Below are 17,475 nucleotides of genomic sequence, written 5' to 3' on the forward strand. Positions count from 1 at the left end.
CGAACAGAGTTGAGACACATGCTGCGGTTTTTCGAAAACCTCATTGACCCCTATGCCCCTTATGAGGAACCCGACCAGCCTCCGCGCCGCGTTCGGGACTATCTGTGGTGGCTGTCGCAACCCTTCAAACGGGTCTTTGCCTTTGCCGGTCTGGCAGCCATATCGGTCGCCGTGGTTGAGATTTGGCTGATCTACTACATGGGCCGGCTTGTGGATCTGCTGCAGGGCGATCCGCAGACTTTCTGGGTTGATCACGGGTTTGAGGTCGGTCTGGTGGCGCTGTTCATCCTGACCTTGCGCCCGCTATTTCAGGCGCTGGATGTGGCGCTGCTGAACAACGCGATCCTGCCGAACTTTGGTACCATCTTCCGCTGGCGGGCGCACAAGCATGTGCTGCGCCAGTCCGTCGGCTGGTTCGAGAATGACTTTGCCGGTCGCATCGCGGGGCGGATCATGCAGGCCCCTCCTGCTGCTGGTGAGGCGGTGTTTCAGGTCTTTGATGCGCTGGCTTTTTCCTTTGCCTATGTGGTGGGGGCGGCGGTTTTGCTGGGGGATAGCGATCTGCGGCTGATGTTGCCGCTGCTGGCGTGGTTGGGCCTCTATCTGCTGCTGGTCCGCTGGGTCATGAAGCGCATCGCGCCCGCCTCCAAGGCCGCTGCCGATTCACGCTCGAAGATTACGGGTCGGGTGGTGGATAGTTATTCCAACATCCAGTCGGTCAAGCTGTTCGCCCATCACGACCGCGAACTCGATTATGCCTATGAGGCGATCGAGGATGCCCGCCGCACCTTCCAGACCGAAATGCGGCTATACACCGTCATGGATCTGGCGCTGGTGATCCTGAACGGTTTGCTGATCGTCGGAGTTGTCGGATGGGCGCTGTATCTGTGGACTGTGGGCTCGGCCACCTTGGGGATCGTTGCGGCGGCGACCGCGCTGACCCTGCGCCTGAACGCGATGACTGGCTGGATCATGTGGGCGGTCAGTAGTTTCTTTCAGCAGCTCGGTGTCGTGGATGAGGGGCTAGAGACGATTGCCCAACCTATCGATCTGGTGGACCGCCCCGATGCGCAGCCCTTGCAGCTACGCGAAGGCTTAATTCAGGTGAAAGACCTGTCGCACCACTACGGCAAGGGCCAAGGCGGGCTGGATCACATCAGCCTGACCATCCAATCGGGGGAAAAGGTGGGTCTGGTGGGCCGCTCGGGTGCGGGCAAATCCACCCTGATCAAACTGCTGTTGCGGTTCTATGACGTGGAGCAGGGGCAAATCCTGATCGACGGGCAGGACATCGGCGCGGTGACCCAAGACAGCCTGCGCGGCCAGATCGGGATGGTGACGCAGGACAGCAGCCTGATGCACCGCTCGGTGCGGGATAACATCCTATACGGCAAACCATCGGCCTCTGAGGCAGAGATGGCGCAAGCCGCGGCGCAGGCTGCGGCGGATGTGTTTATCCCGACGTTGGAGGACCCCGAGGGCCGCACAGGCTATGACGCCCATGTGGGCGAGCGCGGCGTGAAACTGTCGGGCGGTCAGCGCCAGCGGATCGCGCTGGCGCGGGTCTTTCTGAAGAACGCGCCCATTCTGGTACTGGATGAGGCCACAAGCGCGCTGGATTCTGAGGTTGAGGCCGCCATTCAGGAAACGCTCTACCAGATGATGGAGGGCAAGACGGTGATCGCCATTGCTCACCGTCTATCGACGATCGCCCAGATGGACCGGATTATCGTGCTGGATCAGGGGCAGATCGTAGAAGACGGAACCCATGAGGCGCTGCTGGCGCAAGGTGGCATCTACGCCAGCCTTTGGACACGCCAGTCCGGCGGGTTTCTGGGCCGCACGCCAGACGGCGAACAAGAGGGCGAGCGATGAAGATTTCAGACTGGATCGACGCATTCAAACCCGCAGACGGGCCACCGCCGCAGACGCTTTGGCCATTTATGCGGTGGGCGATGGCAGGGGCGTGGCCTGCGGTTTTGGGGGCGTTCGCCCTATCGGCGCTTGCTGGCGCGACCGAGGCAGGCTCGGCCATGGTGCTGGGGCTGCTGGTTGATGCTGCGGGCACGTCGGTAGATGTGTTTGATGCGGGTCATATGGCTGTTCTTGTGGGCGCGGTGGCGTTCTTTATTCTGCTGCGGCCTTTGACCTTTGGCCTCTCGGCCGCGGCGAACAGTGTGATCATCCAGCCCAACGTGAACCCGCTGGTTCTGTCGCGCCTGAACCGCTGGACGCTGGGGCAAGAGGTGTCGTTCTTTGACGATGATTTCGCGGGACGGCTGGCGCAAAAGCAGATGCAATGTTCACGGGCCACGACCGATGTGGTGTCTGAATTTGTTAACGTGATCGCCTTTTCGCTGGCCTCTTTGCTGGGGTCGGTTTTGTTGCTGGGGGCGATCAGTTGGTGGGTCGCGCTGCTGCTCGCTGCGTGGCTTGGGGCCTATTTCGCGCTGATCCGGTACTTTATTCCCCGTGTGCGGGGGCGGTCCAAGGCGCGTGCCTCGGCGCGGGCGATGGTGACAGGGCAGGTGGTGGACACGATCACCAATGTCAAAACGGTCAAACTGTTTGCTCATGACCGGTATGAGGACAGCGCGGCACTGGATGCCATGCGCACGTTCCGCGACAAGGCGCTGCATATGGGCCATCTGGCGGCTGCGTTTCGGGCCTGTCTGATGCTGCTGGCGGGCGTGCTGCCTGTGCTGCTGATCGGGGCGACGATGATGTTAATGCGCGGGGGGCAGGCCAGCGCGGGGGATATTGCGGCGGCTGGAGCAATCTCGATCCGGATTGCGCAGATGACCGGCTGGGTCAGTCACACGCTGATGGGGATGTACGCCAATATTGGCGAGATCGAGGACGGTATTCGCACCCTGACCCCAGCGCGGCGGATCGAGGATGCGGAAGGTGCGCCTGACTTGGCCGTGCCGCGCGGTGAGATCGTCTTTGACGATCTGCGCTTTGGCTATGGACGTCGCACGGGCGGCGTGCAGGGCATTGATCTGCGGATTTCCGGTGGCGAGAAGATCGGGATCGTGGGCGCCTCTGGCGCGGGGAAATCGACCTTGGTGTCCTTGCTCTTGCGGCTGTATCAACCGGAAGGCGGGCGGATTGTGATTGACGGTCAGGACATCTCGGATGTGACACAGGAGAGCCTGCGGCGGCAGATCGCGATGGTCACGCAGGACACATCTATGTTCAACCGTTCCGCGCGGGACAATATATTGTACGGACGACCGGATGCCAGCGAGGCCGAGTTGATCGCCGCAACCGAAGCTGCCGAGGCGTTGGAGTTTGTTGGCCGTCTGCGTGATTTCGCAGGCCGTGAAGGGTTCGAAGCCCATCTGGGCGAGCGCGGCGTGAAACTGTCTGGGGGTCAGCGGCAGCGGATTGCACTGGCCCGCGCCATTCTGAAAGACGCCCCTATTCTGGTGCTGGACGAGGCCACCAGTGCACTGGACAGCGAAGTAGAGGCCGCCATTCAAACGGCGTTGGAGCGGGCGATGGCGGGGAAGACGGTGCTGGCCATCGCGCACCGCTTGTCCACCATTGCGCGGATGGACCGGATTGTCGTGATGGATGATGGCCGAGTGATCGAAGAGGGTACCCATCAGGCCCTGCTGGCGCAGGACGGGGTCTATGCGCGGCTTTGGGCGCGGCAGTCCGGTGGATTCTTGGGCTTGGAAGCGGCAGAGTGAGTGCTGTTTGGCATCGGTTGCGCCGCCTCCGGCGGAGGTATTTTTGCCAAGATGAAAGTCAGAGGTAGCCCTCGGACCGGAAGCTGAGTTCGCATGATTTCCCGACGATGATGTGATCGTGGAGGGTGAGGCCGAGGGCCTGCGCGGCCTCTTCTATTTTTTGGGTCATGGAGATGTCGGACTGGCTGGGGGTTGGATCGCCTGAGGGGTGGTTGTGCACCAGAATGAGGGCGCTGGCGTTGAGTTGCAGGGCGCGTTTCATGACCTCACGGGGGTATACGGGGACGTGGTCTACGGTGCCTTTGGCTTGCTCTTCATCTGCTACGAGGACGTTTTTGCGGTCCAGATAGAGGACGCGGAACTGTTCGGTTTCGCGGTGGGCCATAGTGGTGTGACAGTAGGCGATGAGGGCCTGCCAGCTGCCCAGAAGGGGGCGCTGGATGACACGGGAGCGGGCGAGGCGATGGGCCGCAGCCTCGACAATTTTGAGTTCAAGGATGACGGCGGGGCCGCAGCCTTTGGTTTCCGAAAGGCGTTCCGCCGGGGCGGAAATGACGTGGTTGAAGTCGCCGAACCGGTCCAGAAGGGTGCGGGCGAGGGGCTTTACGTCTTGTCTTGGGATCGCGCGGAACAGGATCAGCTCTAGCAGTTCGTAATCGGGCAGGGCGTCTGCGCCACCCTCCAAGAAGCGCTGGCGTAGGCGCTGGCGGTGGTCCTTGATGTAGGACGGGAGCCGTTTTGCCTCTGGCAGGGCCGCGGTGGCGGCCTCATCCATGGCAAAAAGCGCGAGTGATTCCTGAAAGGCGTTCGGGTCTGACATATGGGCAGGGTGCGCCCGAACTGGTTAACAAACGGTGCATGGCTGTGAAAAGCAAACGCCCGCCGGTGAGGGCGGGCGCTGTAAATTGTTTCATGTGAATCAGGATCAGCTCTTCATGCTGTCCCAGAAGTCTTTCACCGAGCCGAAAAAGCTTTTGCTTTCCGGGTTGTTATCCTCGGACAGCTTTTCAAACTCTTTCAAAAGTTCCTTCTGGCGCGAGGTCAGGTTGACCGGTGTTTCTACTGCCAGTTCGATGAACATGTCGCCGTTGCCAGCGCCGCGCAGGGGCGGCATGCCCTTACCACGCAGGCGCATCTGACGGCCCGATTGGCTGCCGGACGGGATTTTCACCCGGCTGCGACCGCCATCGATGGTCGGCACTTCGATATCACCGCCAAGAGCGGCAGCTGTCATCGAGACTGGCACGCGGCAGAACAGGTGGTTACCTTCGCGCTTGAAGATCGGGTGCTCTTGTACATCGATGAAGATGTAAAGATCGCCGGTCGGCCCGCCGCGCATACCTGCTTCGCCTTCGCCTGCCAGACGGATGCGTGTGCCGGTTTCCACCCCTGCCGGGATGTTGACCGAGAGCGAACGCTCTTTTTCAACGCGGCCAGCCCCGCTGCATTTCTTGCAGGGGTTCTTGATGATCTGGCCAAGGCCGCCACAGGTCGGACAGGTGCGTTCGACTGTGAAAAAGCCCTGCTGTGCGCGGACTTTGCCCATGCCGGAACAAGTCGGGCATGAGGTGGGTTCCGCGCCGCCTTCTGCGCCCGATCCGTCACAGCCTTCGCAAGCGACTGAGGTGGGTACGCTGATGGTTTTGGCTTGGCCGGTGAAGGCCTCTTCCAGCGAGATGCGCAGGTTGTAACGCAGGTCCGAGCCGCGCGCCGCGCGACCACGGCCACCGCCGCCCCCGCGTCCGCCGCCCATGAAATCACCGAATAGATCGTCGAACACATCAGAGAAGGCCGACGCAAAGTCGCCCTGTCCCTGAAAGCCGCCGCCACCGGGACGCGGGCCGCCGCCCATGCCACCGTCAAAGGCGCCGTGACCATAGCGGTCGTAGGCTGCCTTTTTGTTCGGGTCTTTCAGAACGTCATAGGCCTCGTTCACTTCTTTGAACTGGCTTTCGGCGTCCGGGTTGTCTTTGTTCCGGTCCGGGTGAAGCTCTTTCGCTTTGCTGCGATAGGCTTTCTTCAGCTCGTCTGCAGAGGCGCCCTTCGAGACGCCAAGCACCTCGTAATAATCACGTTTCGCCATGGGTTCCCCCTTGTTTCGGGAACGCAAAGGGCCGGCCCGTCACCCGGACCGGCCCTTTGTTGGTTCCGTATCTGCAGATCTTACGAGCGCTTGTTGTCGCCCAGATCTTCGAAGTCGGCGTCTACGATGCCGTCGTCATCGTCGTTACGGCGGCCATTGTCGGCGTCGTAATCAACGTTGTCGTCATCGCCGCCTTCCTGGCTGGCTTTGTAGATCGCCTCACCCAGACGCATGGACGCTTCGGTCACGTTCTGGATGCCCGACTTGATCTTGGCCGCATCGCCTTTTTCCAGCTCGTCCTTCAGAGCGGCAACGGCCAGTTCGATAGCTTCGACGGTCGAGGGGTCAACCTTGTCGCCGTGCTCTTCGATTGCCTTCTCGGTCGAGTGGATCAGGCTTTCCGCCTGGTTCTTCGCGTCAACCAGACCGCGACGCTCTTTGTCAGCCTCGGCGTTCTCTTCGGCTTCCTTGACCATGCGTTCGATCTCGGCGTCGTCCAGACCACCCGATGCTTGGATGGTGATCTTCTGCTCTTTGCCGGTGCCTTTGTCCGATGCGCCCACCGACACGATGCCGTTGGCGTCGATGTCGAAGGTCACTTCGATCTGGGGCATGCCGCGCGGTGCGGGCGGGATGTCCTCAAGGTTGAACTGACCCAGCATCTTGTTGTCTGCCGCCATTTCACGTTCGCCCTGGAAAACGCGGATGGTCACGGCCGACTGGTTGTCCTCAGCGGTCGAGAAGATCTGCGACTTCTTGGTCGGGATCGTGGTGTTGCGGTCGATCAGACGGGTGAAGACACCGCCCAGAGTTTCGATACCCAGCGACAGGGGGGTCACGTCCAGCAGAACAACGTCTTTCACGTCACCCTGCAGAACGCCGGCCTGAATGGCTGCACCCATGGCAACCACTTCGTCCGGGTTCACACCCTTGTGGGGTTCTTTGCCGAAGAACTTGGTCACTTCTTCGAAGACTTTGGGCATACGGGTCTGACCACCGACAAGAACAACCTCGTCAATGTCAGCCACGGTCAGGCCAGCGTCTTTCAGAGCAGCGGCACAGGGCTTCAGCGAGCCTTTGACCAGATCGCCAACCAGCGATTCCAGCTTGGCACGGGTCAGTTTCATGACCATGTGCAGCGGCGCGCCGTTTGCACCCATCGAGATGAAGGGCTGGTTGATTTCGGTCTGGGTCGAGCTGGACAGCTCGATCTTCGCCTTTTCAGCCGCTTCTTTCAGACGCTGCAGCGCCATCTTGTCTTTGGTCAGATCAACGCCGTGTTCTTTTTTGAACTCGTCCGCCAGATAGGTGACGATGCGCATGTCAAAGTCTTCACCACCCAGGAAGGTGTCGCCGTTGGTCGATTTCACTTCGAACAGACCGTCGTCGATTTCCAGAATGGTCACGTCGAAGGTACCACCACCAAGGTCATACACCGCGATGGTACGGCTTTCTTTCTTGTCCAGACCATAGGCCAGCGCAGCCGCGGTCGGCTCGTTGATGATGCGCAGCACTTCAAGGCCAGCGATCTTGCCGGCGTCTTTGGTTGCCTGACGCTGAGCGTCGTTGAAGTATGCAGGAACGGTGATAACCGCCTGTTTCACTTCTTCACCCAGATACGACTCGGCGGTTTCCTTCATTTTCTGCAGGATCAGAGCCGAGATCTGTGCGGGGCTGTATTTCTCGCCACGGGCTTCGACCCATGCGTCGCCCTGACCGCCGTTTACAACGTTGTAGGGCAGGTTTTTCTTGTCTTTCGCGATGTCCGCGTCGTCAAACCGGCGACCGATCAGACGCTTGACTGCGAAAATGGTGTTGTCGGGGTTGGTGACAGCCTGACGCTTTGCGGGCTGGCCGACCAGACGCTCGTCTTCTGCAAATGCAACGATCGACGGTGTGGTACGTGCACCTTCGGCGTTTTCGATAACGCGGGGCTGGCTGCCGTCCATGATGGCAATACAGCTGTTGGTGGTACCAAGGTCGATCCCGATGACTTTCGACATGTTTGTATCCCTCTTGATCTTAGGCGATGTGTCAGGTGCGGGCCCGTTCCGGCACCCGAACCCGATGTCTTGAAGCAGGCTCGCCTGCTCCGGTTCTCGGCGTATATAAGTAGCGGGAATTGACGCTGCAAGCGTTGCGCAACCCCCTTCTGTGACAAATTTGTCTCAACGCCCGAAAGCTGCCCATTTATGAGCCACCAAAACCCAGTCGATCTGTCCGGTGCGGCCTACTTTCCAGCCGCTCTGGATCAAGCCGCCCAATCGGCCTTGGTCGAGGATGTCCGCGCCATCTTGCGCGTCGCGCCGCTGGTCCAGCCGATGACGCCTTCGGGCAAACCCATGTCTGTGCGCATGTCCGCTGCTGGCGATTATGGTTGGGTCACGGACCGCAAAGGCTACAGGTATCAGCGCCGTCATCCCGATGGTCAAAGCTGGCCTGCGATCCCGCTAAGTCTGTCTTCTCTTTGGCAAAAATACTCAAATTCCGACCGTGCCCCCCAGTGCTGCCTTGTGAACTGGTACGGACCCGAGGCCAAAATGGGTCTGCATCAGGACAAGGACGAAGCGGACCTGACCCAGCCGGTCCTTTCCATCTCTTTAGGGGATGAGGCGCGGTTCCGGATCGGTGGGGTGAACCGCAGCGATCCGACCCGTTCGGTCTGGCTTAGGTCGGGGGATATCGTGGTGCTGCAGGGCCCGTCACGCCTTGCCTACCACGGGATCGATAAAATTCGTGCAGGCAGCAGTTCGTTGCTGCAAAGCTCGGGCCGCATCAATCTGACGCTGCGTGTTGTGGACTAGCGGCGGGCGCTCCAGCTGGCAGAGGCGTGCTTACGCGTCACAAATTCGCCCATCATGCCGATCACAAGCAGCACAAAGCCGACAACAACCGGATAGGTCAGCGAACTGTTGTGGGGGTTGTAGTTGATAAAGATAAACCCCCGCGCCTGATCGATGGCGTGGAACAGGGGGTTCCAGTCGAACATCGCCAGCATAAAGCCGGGCAGGGTGTTGGCCACGAACATCTTGCCGGACGCGATCATATTGGCCCGCTGATAAATCTGGGACAGAATCTGGCACAGGCGCGGCGACCACGGTTTAATCGCCAGAAACAGGATACCTACCGCTGCGCCGGTAAAGAACGCCAGCAGATACATGGCGAATGCGCCTACAGGATCAATGATCACGATGGGCGTAACGATCACATGATACAGCAGCAAAATTGTGAACATCGAGATCGTCTGCACATATAGTGTCGAGATCATGGCGGCGATGATCGCAATCGTCGTGGTCATCGGCGCGTGTTTCATCATGGGCGAGGCAGGGCCGTCCGTGGCCGAAATCGCGGCAACTGCCTTAATATGTGTCATGAACAGGAAGATGCCCGACATGATATACAGCAGGAAATCCCCGCGGATCGCGGCTCTGCGCACGCCCAGAACGGCGAAGAACAGATAGAAGCCCGCCAGCATGATCATGGCTTGCAGCATGTTGAACAGGATCGCCAGAACCGCGTTATTGTGGGTTTTGCGCACGTCACGCACAGAGTTGTGGTAGACGACCTCGGCCATTGCGATGGCCTTGCTCCACCCCGATCTGCTTTGCGTGTGCCCGAACATTCAGCGCTCCAATGCCTCGGTTTTTGCTTCAACGAACATCGACTTCTTGAAGCATCGTTTCCAGACAGGATAAGAGTTCCCTTGGTTCACTACAATAACATCGTAAGATTAAGGATTTCCCTCTATGGATTATGAAAAGCTCACATCGGTTATGCGCCGTCTGGCCCTGGACGCGGGTGACAAGATTATGGAGATCTACAACTCGGACGATTTCGAGGTGAAATCCAAAAGCGATGAAAGCCCCGTCACCGCTGCGGATGAGGCGGCAGACGCGATCATCTCGGCTGGTCTGCGCGCGGAATTTCCCGATGTGGCGCTGGTCACCGAAGAACAGTCCGACAGCCACAACCAGTCCGTGGACACCTTCCTGATCGTTGACCCGCTGGATGGCACCAAGGAATTCATCAACCGCCGCGGCGATTTCACTGTGAACATCGCGCTGGTCGAAGCGGGCGTTCCAACCCGCGGCGTGGTCTATGCCCCCGCCAAAGATCGCATGTTCTACACCCTTGCCGATGGCACCACCGTCGAGGAAATGGGACCCTTTGCGAAAGAGGCCGCGGGTGAGACCAAAGCCATCAAGGTTGCGGATTCGGACAACAGCGCATTGATGGTTGTGGCGTCGAAATCGCACCGCGATCAGGCGACCGATGACTACATCAACAAATACGCGGTGAAGGATTCCAAAAGCGCGGGCAGCTCGCTCAAGTTCTGTCTGGTCGCTACCGGCGAGGCAGACCTGTACCCCCGTCTGGGCCGCACGATGGAATGGGACACCGCAGCCGGTCAGGCGGTTCTGCATGGTGCGGGTGGCAAGGTTGTTGTCTTTGACGGTCACGCGCCGCTGCAGTACGGCAAGGAAGGGTTCGCGAACCCCTTCTTCATCGCCTTTGCACCTGCGGTTGATCTGAAGGCCTAAGGCAGTGGGACAGACCATCAGTGCGGTCGTTGTCAGTCAGGGACGCCCTGAGCTGCTTGCGCGCTGTCTGATGTCTCTGTCCCAACAGCAGCGGGTCGATCTAGAGGTGGTGGTGGTCGCTGACGCTGCCTCTCTGGATCATCTGGCCGCTGGCCCATTTGCGGGGCGTTTCAAGCCGGTGCTTCTAGAGCAGGCGAATATCTCGCTTGCCCGAAACATGGGGATTCAGGCCGCTGCAGGGGATGTGGTGGCCTTTATTGATGACGATTCGGCGGCAGAACCCACATGGGCCGCTTTTTTAACCGCTCCTTTAGCTGACCCGAGTGTGATTGCTGCCACAGGTTTTGTGCGTGGTAGGAATGGCATCACCTTCCAGTGGAAGGCCGAGACAATTGATGTCTTTGGGAATAGTCACCCTATGAGTGTGCCGGAGGATGAGGTGAGTTTTCATCTGCCTCCGAAAAACGGAGCTATCAAAACGCCCGGAACCAATATGGCCTTCCGGCGTGCGGACCTGATCGCTGCGGGGGGATTTGATGAGCGTCTGCACTTTTACTTGGATGAAAGCGACCTGAATATCAGACTTTCAAAATCGGGGCTTAAGACAGCCGTTGTACCCCATGCTCAGGTTCATCATGCTTACGCGGCCAGCGCCCGACGGGCCGCAGACCGGACACCCACATCTTTGATCGAAATCGGTGCGAGTCAGTCAATCTTTCTTTCAAATCACTGTCCGCCGGAAGATGTAAATTCAACCTTAGGGCGATTCGCTTCGCACCAAGAATCAAGACTTTTAAGATTTTTGCAGCGCGGACCGATGGGTCCTGAGACAGTATTTCGCCTTAGGCGGGAATTGGCTCATGGGTTCGAAGTGGGGAACAAACGCGGAAAATGGGCTCCTCATATTTTTGCAGAGGGGCGTTCGGCATTTCTTTCGCTCTGCTCCCAGCGTCAAGATGATATTTGCTTAAAATTTATGCGGCCTTGGAATCGCGCCAAAATGATAGGCGAAATCGCTTCGCTCGTCGCTGAGGGAAAGATTGTCACTGTTGTCGAAATGGCTCCAACTTCGGTGTATCATCATGTTTTGTACACGAATGCAGGATATTGGCTGCAAAAAGGAGGCACATTCGGCCGATCAGAAAGGTCAGATCCAATCTTCAGATTCACAAATTTTCAACGCCGGTGCCGTAAGGAAATTCTAAGAGTGAGTAAAGTCAGGGGAATTGACCCCTGTACTCTAGGAACCAAGCGGATACGCTAACGTTATTGTTTTTGCGCTGCTCCGCAGCAATGTGATAAAACCGGCTTAACATGATCAAACGATCAAGAAAGAAGGCACTTGTTTATGCGTCATAAAGTTACAAAAGCGGTTTTCCCGGTGGCTGGTCTCGGCACTCGCTTTCTTCCGGCAACGAAGTCGATCCCCAAGGAAATCATGACGCTGGTCGATCGCCCGTTGATCCAATACGCGATCGACGAAGCGCGGGCTGCTGGCATTGAGGAATTCATCTTTGTGACCTCGCGCGGGAAAAGCGCGCTTGAGGACTATTTCGATGACGCGCCCGAGCTTGAAGCCAATCTGCGCTCGAAGAACAAGAACGACCTGCTGGATGTTCTGAGCAAGACCAATATGGAAAGCGGCCAGATCGCCTACGTGCGCCAGAACAAGGCGCTAGGTCTGGGTCACGCGGTTTGGTGTGCCCGCCGGATGATCGGGAATGAGCCCTTTGCCGTCCTGCTGCCCGATGACGTTATTCAGGCGGAAAAGCCCTGCTTGAAACAGATGGTCGAGGCTTATGAGGAAACCGGTGGCAACATGGTTGCCGCGATGGAAGTTCCGATGGACCGCGCTTCGGCCTACGGTGTTCTGGACATCAAGGAAGACATGGGCAGCATGGTTTCCGTGAAGGGCATGGTTGAAAAGCCCAAGCGTGAAGAGGCTCCCTCGAACCTGGCGGTGATCGGCCGTTACATCCTGTCGCCCAAAGTGCTTGAGAATATCTCGACCATGGAAGCAGGTCACGGCGGCGAGCTGCAGCTGACCGACGCGATCGCGCAGGAAATCCGTGAAAGCGACAACGTCTACGGCTACCGCTTCAAGGGTGAGCGTTATGACTGCGGCTCGAAGTCGGGCTTCTTGCAGGCAACCGTTGCCTTCGGACTGGCGCGTGACGATCTGCGCGACGATCTGGAGCATTATCTGCAGGACGTTATGGCTGCACGCAAAGCGGCGCAGTAAGCGGGACCGGATTAGTGACGAACGTTCTCGTGACAGGTGGTGCGGGCTATATCGGCTCGCACGCTTGTAAAGTTCTTAAGGCCGCTGGCTTTACGCCGGTGACCTTCGACAACATCTCAACCGGTTGGGAAGAGGCGGTCAAATTCGGGCCGCTGGAAAAAGGCGACCTTCTGGATCGTGCCCGCGTGGATGAGGTATTTGCCAAGTATCAGCCTGTGGCCGTTATGCATTTCGCCGCCTTCAGTCAGGTTGGCGAATCCATGAAGGATCCGGGTCTGTATTGGCGCAACAACGTCATCGGCTCTCTGACCTTGATTGAGGCGGCGGTGGCTGCGGGCTGTAAGAATTTCGTCTTCAGTTCGACCTGTGCGACCTATGGCGAACAGGACGGCGTGACGCTGGACGAAAACTGCGCTCAGGCTCCGATCAACGCCTATGGCGCCTCGAAGCGGGCGATCGAAGATATCCTTGAGAACTTCGAAGCTGCTTATGGGCTGAACAGCGTGATCTTCCGCTACTTTAACGTGGCGGGTGCCGATCCTGAGGCTGAGGTCGGTGAATTCCACCAGCCCGAGACGCACCTGATCCCCGTCATGCTGGATGCCATCGCGGGCAAACGCCCTGCGTTGACCATTCACGGCACCGATTATGACACGCCCGATGGCACCTGTGTCCGCGACTATGTCCACGTGATGGATCTGGTGCAGGCCCATGTGCTGGGTGTGAAATGGTTGCTGGATGGCAAGGGAAGCCGCGTGTTCAATCTGGGCACAGGGGATGGCTTCTCGGTCCGTGAGGTGATCGACCATTCGCGTACGGTGACCAACCGCGAAGTGCCCTTTGATGAGGGTCCGCGTCGCCCCGGTGACTGCGTAAAGCTTGTTTCCGGTTCCAAACGCGCGTTGGATGAGCTTGGGTGGACACCCGAACATTCGACGCTGGAGCAGATGATTGGCGATGCTTGGCGCTGGCACCAGACCGGCCACTACGACAAATAAGGCACCTCGCCTTGTTGACCTGACGCGGCTGGTTAGCCGCGCAGGTCGCGTTCTAACCGGCGTGGATCGGGTAGAACGCGCGTATCTGGCAGCTTTCCTTGATGATGATGTTCCGGCCTTTGCCCTGATCCGTACGCGGTGGGGGTATATTGTGCTGGACCGTGCAGGCATGGACGTGCTGCTGCGTGCCTGTGCGGATGGCACTGTGCCTGCGGATGTTCTGCCCAGTCTGCGTCGTCACGCTATTGCCCGCGTCCCAAAGGTGCTGCTTGGGCGGATGCTGCGCCGCCGGTTTAAGGCGGGGCTGGTGTACGTGAACACCGGCCACAGCAACCTGAGCCAGCGCGTTGTGACGAACCTGCGTTGGGTGCCAGACGCGCGGATCGTTGTTCTGATCCATGACACCATTCCGCTGGACTATCCCGAATATCAGGCCGCCGGCGCCACCGCCCGCTTTGAGGCCTTTCTGAACCGTGCCTGCCTGAACGCCGATCTGCTGATTTATAACTCTGAGCAGACCCGTCAGGACGTGGCGCGTCATGCGCCTGCGGGCTTGCCTGAGGGGATTGTTGCCCATTTGGGGATAGATTCGACCACGGCAGCACCTGAGGATATCCCCCCATCGCTGCAATTAAATGCACCGTATTTTATCACAATTGGCACGATTGAGCCGCGCAAAGCTCACGATGTTCTACTGGATGTCTGGGATCGTCTTTACGCAGAGATGGGGGCCAATGCGCCCGACTTGTTACTTTGCGGAACACGCGGGTGGAACAATGAAGACGTCTTTAAGCGCTTGGATTCATTACCATCTGACATGCCGGTACATGAAATCGCGGGCCTGTCCGACGGGGCCTTAAAGGCCTTGATACAAGGGGCGACGGCACTACTTTTTCCCAGTCATGCTGAGGGATTTGGCTTGCCTCCGGCAGAGGCGGCAGTATGCAATACAACTATAGTTTGTAACGACCTACCTATTTATCGAGAATTTCTAGGAAATATACCCGTTTACGCGCCTTCGGGTGATGGTAATCTCTGGTATCAGATTGTTATGAGGGCTTACACAGAGTCCCTGACGTCTGGGTGTTCCGGTCAGCAGACGCGCCAAGGCTGGCAAGCGCCGACTTGGGGACAGCATTTTAGCCTCGTGATGCCGCAACTCTAGCGGTGCCGCGATGGCATCGGAGAGAGGATAGCCTTGGGGGCAATGCAGGCATACGGGCTTCGGCTGGAACGTAAGCGATGGCGCTACCGCGCTATGCGCAAAAGCCGTGAGCTTTCAGGCATTTCTGTCCGCACCGGTCATATCCGCGAAAACGATCTTCTGGTTTTCTCGACCATGCGGAACGAGCTGAAGCGCCTGCCGTATTTCCTTCGGTACTACCGCGATCTGGGTGTCGATCATTTCTTGATCGTGGACAATGACAGCACCGATGGAACTGCCGATTATCTGGCACAGCAGCCTGATGTCTCGATCTGGCGGACGACGCACAGCTATAAACGGTCGCGGTTCGGCATGGACTGGCTGAACTATCTGCTGATGAAGTTCGGTGATAGCCATTGGTGCCTGACCGTCGATCCTGATGAGTTCCTGATTTATCCGTTCTGCGACACCCGCCCGCTGCGGGCGCTGACCGACTGGCTGGATGCATCCTCGATCCGGTCGTTCGGTGCGATGTTGCTGGACATGTACCCTAAGGGGAACGTGGGCAATTCGGTCTATCAGGCGGGGCAGGACCCGCTGGATATCGCCATGTGGTTCGACAGCGGCAACTACATGATCGAGCGGAACAGCAAATACGGGAACCTCTGGATTCAGGGCGGACCCCGTGCGCGTTGCTTCTTTGCGGATGAGCCGGCCCATGCGCCAGCGCTGAACAAGATTCCGTTGGTGAAGTGGGACAACCGTTACGCATATACCAGCTCGACCCATGCGCTGCTGCCGCGCGGTCTGAATCTGGTGTATGACGAATGGGGCGGTGAGAAAGCCTCGGGCATTCTGCTGCACACCAAATTTCTGGATACCTTTGCCGACAAAGCCCACGAAGAGATGGAGCGGCGTCAGCATTACGCGGGCAGCCGTGAATATCGCGCCTATGCGGACAAGAACGCGGGCCTGCCCGATCTGTGGTGCAACTGGTCCGAGAAATACATCAACTGGCGCCAACTAGAGATTCTGGGCCTCATGTCTAAAGGAAACTGGGCATGACATTGGGTGTCATCATGTTGGTTCACACCGCGCTGCAACGGGCAGAGCAGGTGGCGCGCCACTGGGCCACCCATGGCGTGCCTGTGGTGATCCATGCGGACAGCACCGTCAGCCGCGCCCGCTTTGAGGCCTTCCGCAATCAGCTAAGCGATTTGGACAACATCCGGTTCTCCAAGCGGCATCGCTGTGAATGGGGCACGTGGGGGCTGGTGGCGGCGTCCCAAAGCGCGTCCGAGGTGATGCTGAAGGAATTCCCCGGCGTCCGGCATGTCTATCTGGCGTCGGGTTCGTGTCTGCCCCTGCGCCCCGTCAGCGAACTGATCGAATATCTGGCGGCCCGTCCGGCCACGGATTTCATCGAATCCGCGACGCTGGCCGATGTGCCGTGGACCGTGGGCGGACTGGATGATGAGCGGTTTACCCTGCGCTTTCCCTTTGCATGGAAAAAGCACCGCCGGCTGTTCGATGGTTATGTGGAATTGCAGCGCCGCCTGAAATTGCAGCGCGAAATGCCGGATGGCTTGGTGCCCCACATGGGCAGCCAGTGGTGGTGCCTGACTCGTCAGACCCTATCTGCGATCCTTCAGGACCCGCGTCGCCGCGTCTATGACCGCTTTTTCAAGCAGGTCTGGATTCCGGATGAGAGCTATTTTCAGACCCTCGTGCGCCTTTATTCGCGCCGGATCGAAAGCCGCAGCCTGACCCTGTCCAAGTTCGACTTCCAAGGTAAACCGCACATCTTCTATGACGATCACCTGCAGTTGCTGCGGCGCTCCGATTGCTTTGTGGCGCGGAAAATCTGGCCCTATGCGGATCGTCTTTATAACGCATTCCTGAATGCTCCGGGCGATAACCTGAAACGGACCGAGCCGAACCCCGGCAAGATCGACCGTATCTTTGCCAAAGCGGTGGAACGCCGAACCCAAGGCCGCCGCGGCCTTTATATGCAGAGCCGCTTCCCCAATCAGGACTGGGAAAAGGGTTTCACCGGCGCGGAATATTCCGTGTTCGAAGGGTTTTCCGAACTCTTTGAGGACTTTGAGCCGTGGCTGGCCCGCGTGACTGGCACCCGTGTTCACGGCCATCTGTTCGCTCAAGAACGGGCGGAATTCGAAGGTGGCGTCGATGTGCTGAACGGGGCGCTGACCGACTGCGCGGCGCTGCGGGATCGCAACCAGAGATCGTTCTTGACGAACCTGCTGTGGAACACGCGTGGCGAACGGCAGTGCTTCCAGATGGGGCCAGCGGACACCTTCCGCGACATTGAATGGGACATTGCCAAAGACCCGAACGCGCAGGTCTCGGTCATCACTGGCGCTTGGGCGGTGCGGTTGTTCCGCTCGAACCAGGATTTTGCGATGATCCGGCAGCAGGCTGCGGATTTGCAGCGCCGTGAGGCAAAGCATCTGGATGTGCTGCGGTCCCAATACGCCAAGGCGCGTATCCGCATCTGGACCATGGCCGAGTTTGTGGAAAACCCGATGGAGCCGCTACAAGAGATCATCAGCGAAATCGGCCCGACCGATTACCGTCGTTTGACCGAGGCGCCCAAGATGGTGAACCTGACCGGTTTCGCACAGTTCTTGCAGAATTTGAAAAATCAGGGGATGCACCCCTATCTTACGGGTGATTTTCCGAACACATTGGAAGATCTGGAAAAGCCGCGCAAACCGCGCAAACCCTATCTGATAAAGTGATCTCTGA

14 protein-coding genes are annotated in these 17,475 nt (G+C 58.6%); 10 read left to right on the top strand and 4 right to left on the bottom strand.

The window, feature by feature from the left end:
• Positions 1-18 precede the first annotated feature (18 nt).
• The gene (locus tag CLV74_RS05870) at positions 19-1,875 is read left to right on the top strand and encodes an ABC transporter ATP-binding protein (protein WP_106263302.1); all 1,857 of its coding nucleotides are present in this window, start codon (positions 19-21) and stop codon (positions 1,873-1,875) included.
• On the top strand, positions 1,872-3,698 hold the full coding sequence (locus CLV74_RS05875; protein WP_106263303.1) for an ABC transporter ATP-binding protein: 1,827 nt from the start codon (positions 1,872-1,874) through the stop codon (positions 3,696-3,698). Before CLV74_RS05870 ends, CLV74_RS05875 begins: the two co-directional genes overlap by 4 nt.
• A gap of 58 nt (positions 3,699-3,756) precedes the next feature.
• Here CLV74_RS05875 and radC read toward each other — a convergent pair whose 3' ends face one another.
• The 3 genes from radC to dnaK form a co-directional block, all read right to left on the bottom strand.
• The gene (gene radC / locus CLV74_RS05880; protein WP_106263304.1) at positions 3,757-4,518 is read right to left on the bottom strand and encodes a RadC family protein; all 762 of its coding nucleotides are present in this window, start codon (positions 4,516-4,518) and stop codon (positions 3,757-3,759) included.
• A gap of 105 nt (positions 4,519-4,623) precedes the next feature.
• Positions 4,624-5,781 carry a molecular chaperone DnaJ gene (gene dnaJ, locus CLV74_RS05885; protein WP_106263305.1) on the bottom strand — a complete coding sequence of 386 codons (1,158 nt, stop codon included), beginning with the start codon at positions 5,779-5,781 and terminating at the stop codon, positions 4,624-4,626.
• An 80-nt stretch (positions 5,782-5,861) separates the two neighbouring features.
• Complete coding sequence (gene dnaK / locus CLV74_RS05890; RefSeq protein ID WP_106263306.1) at positions 5,862-7,784, bottom strand: molecular chaperone DnaK; 1,923 nt, start codon at positions 7,782-7,784, stop codon at positions 5,862-5,864.
• 189 nt (positions 7,785-7,973) lie between these two features.
• Here dnaK and CLV74_RS05895 point away from each other — a divergent pair, with 189 nt between their 5' ends.
• Positions 7,974-8,585 (top strand): alpha-ketoglutarate-dependent dioxygenase AlkB family protein, encoded by a 612-nt coding sequence (locus CLV74_RS05895; protein WP_106263307.1) that lies wholly within the window; start codon positions 7,974-7,976, stop codon positions 8,583-8,585.
• Here the strand turns inward: CLV74_RS05895 and CLV74_RS05900 are convergent.
• Entirely contained in the window at positions 8,582-9,403 is an 822-nt protein-coding gene (locus tag CLV74_RS05900) for an ABC transporter permease (protein ID WP_106263308.1), read from the bottom strand. The two genes, CLV74_RS05895 and CLV74_RS05900, sit on opposite strands and share 4 nt — an antisense overlap.
• Positions 9,404-9,527: 124 nt before the next feature.
• Between CLV74_RS05900 and cysQ the strand changes: the two genes are divergently transcribed.
• The 7 genes from cysQ (at position 9,528) to CLV74_RS05935 (ending at position 17,468) form a co-directional block, all read left to right on the top strand.
• Positions 9,528-10,322 (top strand): 3'(2'),5'-bisphosphate nucleotidase CysQ, encoded by a 795-nt coding sequence (gene cysQ / locus CLV74_RS05905; protein WP_106263309.1) that lies wholly within the window; start codon positions 9,528-9,530, stop codon positions 10,320-10,322.
• 4 nt (positions 10,323-10,326) lie between these two features.
• Positions 10,327-11,586, top strand: coding sequence for a glycosyltransferase family 2 protein (locus tag CLV74_RS05910; protein WP_106263310.1), 1,260 nt, complete (start codon positions 10,327-10,329; stop codon positions 11,584-11,586).
• An 84-nt stretch (positions 11,587-11,670) separates the two neighbouring features.
• Positions 11,671-12,564 (top strand): UTP--glucose-1-phosphate uridylyltransferase GalU, encoded by an 894-nt coding sequence (galU, locus tag CLV74_RS05915; RefSeq protein ID WP_106263311.1) that lies wholly within the window; start codon positions 11,671-11,673, stop codon positions 12,562-12,564.
• Positions 12,565-12,578: 14 nt separating this feature from the next.
• On the top strand, positions 12,579-13,562 hold the full coding sequence (gene galE / locus CLV74_RS05920; protein ID WP_106263312.1) for a UDP-glucose 4-epimerase GalE: 984 nt from the start codon (positions 12,579-12,581) through the stop codon (positions 13,560-13,562).
• Complete coding sequence (locus CLV74_RS05925; protein WP_106263313.1) at positions 13,522-14,727, top strand: glycosyltransferase family 4 protein; 1,206 nt, start codon at positions 13,522-13,524, stop codon at positions 14,725-14,727. The genes galE and CLV74_RS05925 overlap by 41 nt, the downstream gene beginning before the upstream one ends.
• A 42-nt stretch (positions 14,728-14,769) precedes the next feature.
• Positions 14,770-15,771, top strand: coding sequence for a glycosyltransferase family 2 protein (locus CLV74_RS05930; RefSeq protein ID WP_245888470.1), 1,002 nt, complete (start codon positions 14,770-14,772; stop codon positions 15,769-15,771).
• The gene (locus CLV74_RS05935) at positions 15,768-17,468 is read left to right on the top strand and encodes a DUF5927 domain-containing protein (RefSeq protein ID WP_106263315.1); all 1,701 of its coding nucleotides are present in this window, start codon (positions 15,768-15,770) and stop codon (positions 17,466-17,468) included. Before CLV74_RS05930 ends, CLV74_RS05935 begins: the two co-directional genes overlap by 4 nt.
• Positions 17,469-17,475: the final 7 nt, after the last annotated feature.

The sequence above is a fragment of the Donghicola tyrosinivorans genome (genome assembly GCF_003003355.1).
GTDB lineage: Bacteria > Pseudomonadota > Alphaproteobacteria > Rhodobacterales > Rhodobacteraceae > Donghicola > Donghicola tyrosinivorans.

Bases quoted from the DNA above. Each gene is read 5' to 3' on its own strand.
- CLV74_RS05875 (WP_106263303.1), top strand. From the start codon at position 1,872: ATGAAGATTTCAGACTGGATCGACGCATTCAAACCCGCAGACGGGCCA.
- dnaJ (WP_106263305.1), bottom strand. From the start codon at position 5,781: ATGGCGAAACGTGATTATTACGAGGTGCTTGGCGTCTCGAAGGGCGCC.
- CLV74_RS05895 (WP_106263307.1), top strand. From the start codon at position 7,974: ATGAGCCACCAAAACCCAGTCGATCTGTCCGGTGCGGCCTACTTTCCA.
- CLV74_RS05925 (WP_106263313.1), top strand. From the start codon at position 13,522: ATGCTTGGCGCTGGCACCAGACCGGCCACTACGACAAATAAGGCACCT.
- cysQ (WP_106263309.1), top strand. From the start codon at position 9,528: ATGGATTATGAAAAGCTCACATCGGTTATGCGCCGTCTGGCCCTGGAC.
- galU (WP_106263311.1), top strand. From the start codon at position 11,671: ATGCGTCATAAAGTTACAAAAGCGGTTTTCCCGGTGGCTGGTCTCGGC.
- dnaK (WP_106263306.1), bottom strand. From the start codon at position 7,784: ATGTCGAAAGTCATCGGGATCGACCTTGGTACCACCAACAGCTGTATT.
- CLV74_RS05935 (WP_106263315.1), top strand. From the start codon at position 15,768: ATGACATTGGGTGTCATCATGTTGGTTCACACCGCGCTGCAACGGGCA.
- CLV74_RS05870 (WP_106263302.1), top strand. From the start codon at position 19: ATGCTGCGGTTTTTCGAAAACCTCATTGACCCCTATGCCCCTTATGAG.
- CLV74_RS05900 (WP_106263308.1), bottom strand. From the start codon at position 9,403: ATGTTCGGGCACACGCAAAGCAGATCGGGGTGGAGCAAGGCCATCGCA.
- CLV74_RS05930 (WP_245888470.1), top strand. From the start codon at position 14,770: ATGCAGGCATACGGGCTTCGGCTGGAACGTAAGCGATGGCGCTACCGC.
- radC (WP_106263304.1), bottom strand. From the start codon at position 4,518: ATGTCAGACCCGAACGCCTTTCAGGAATCACTCGCGCTTTTTGCCATG.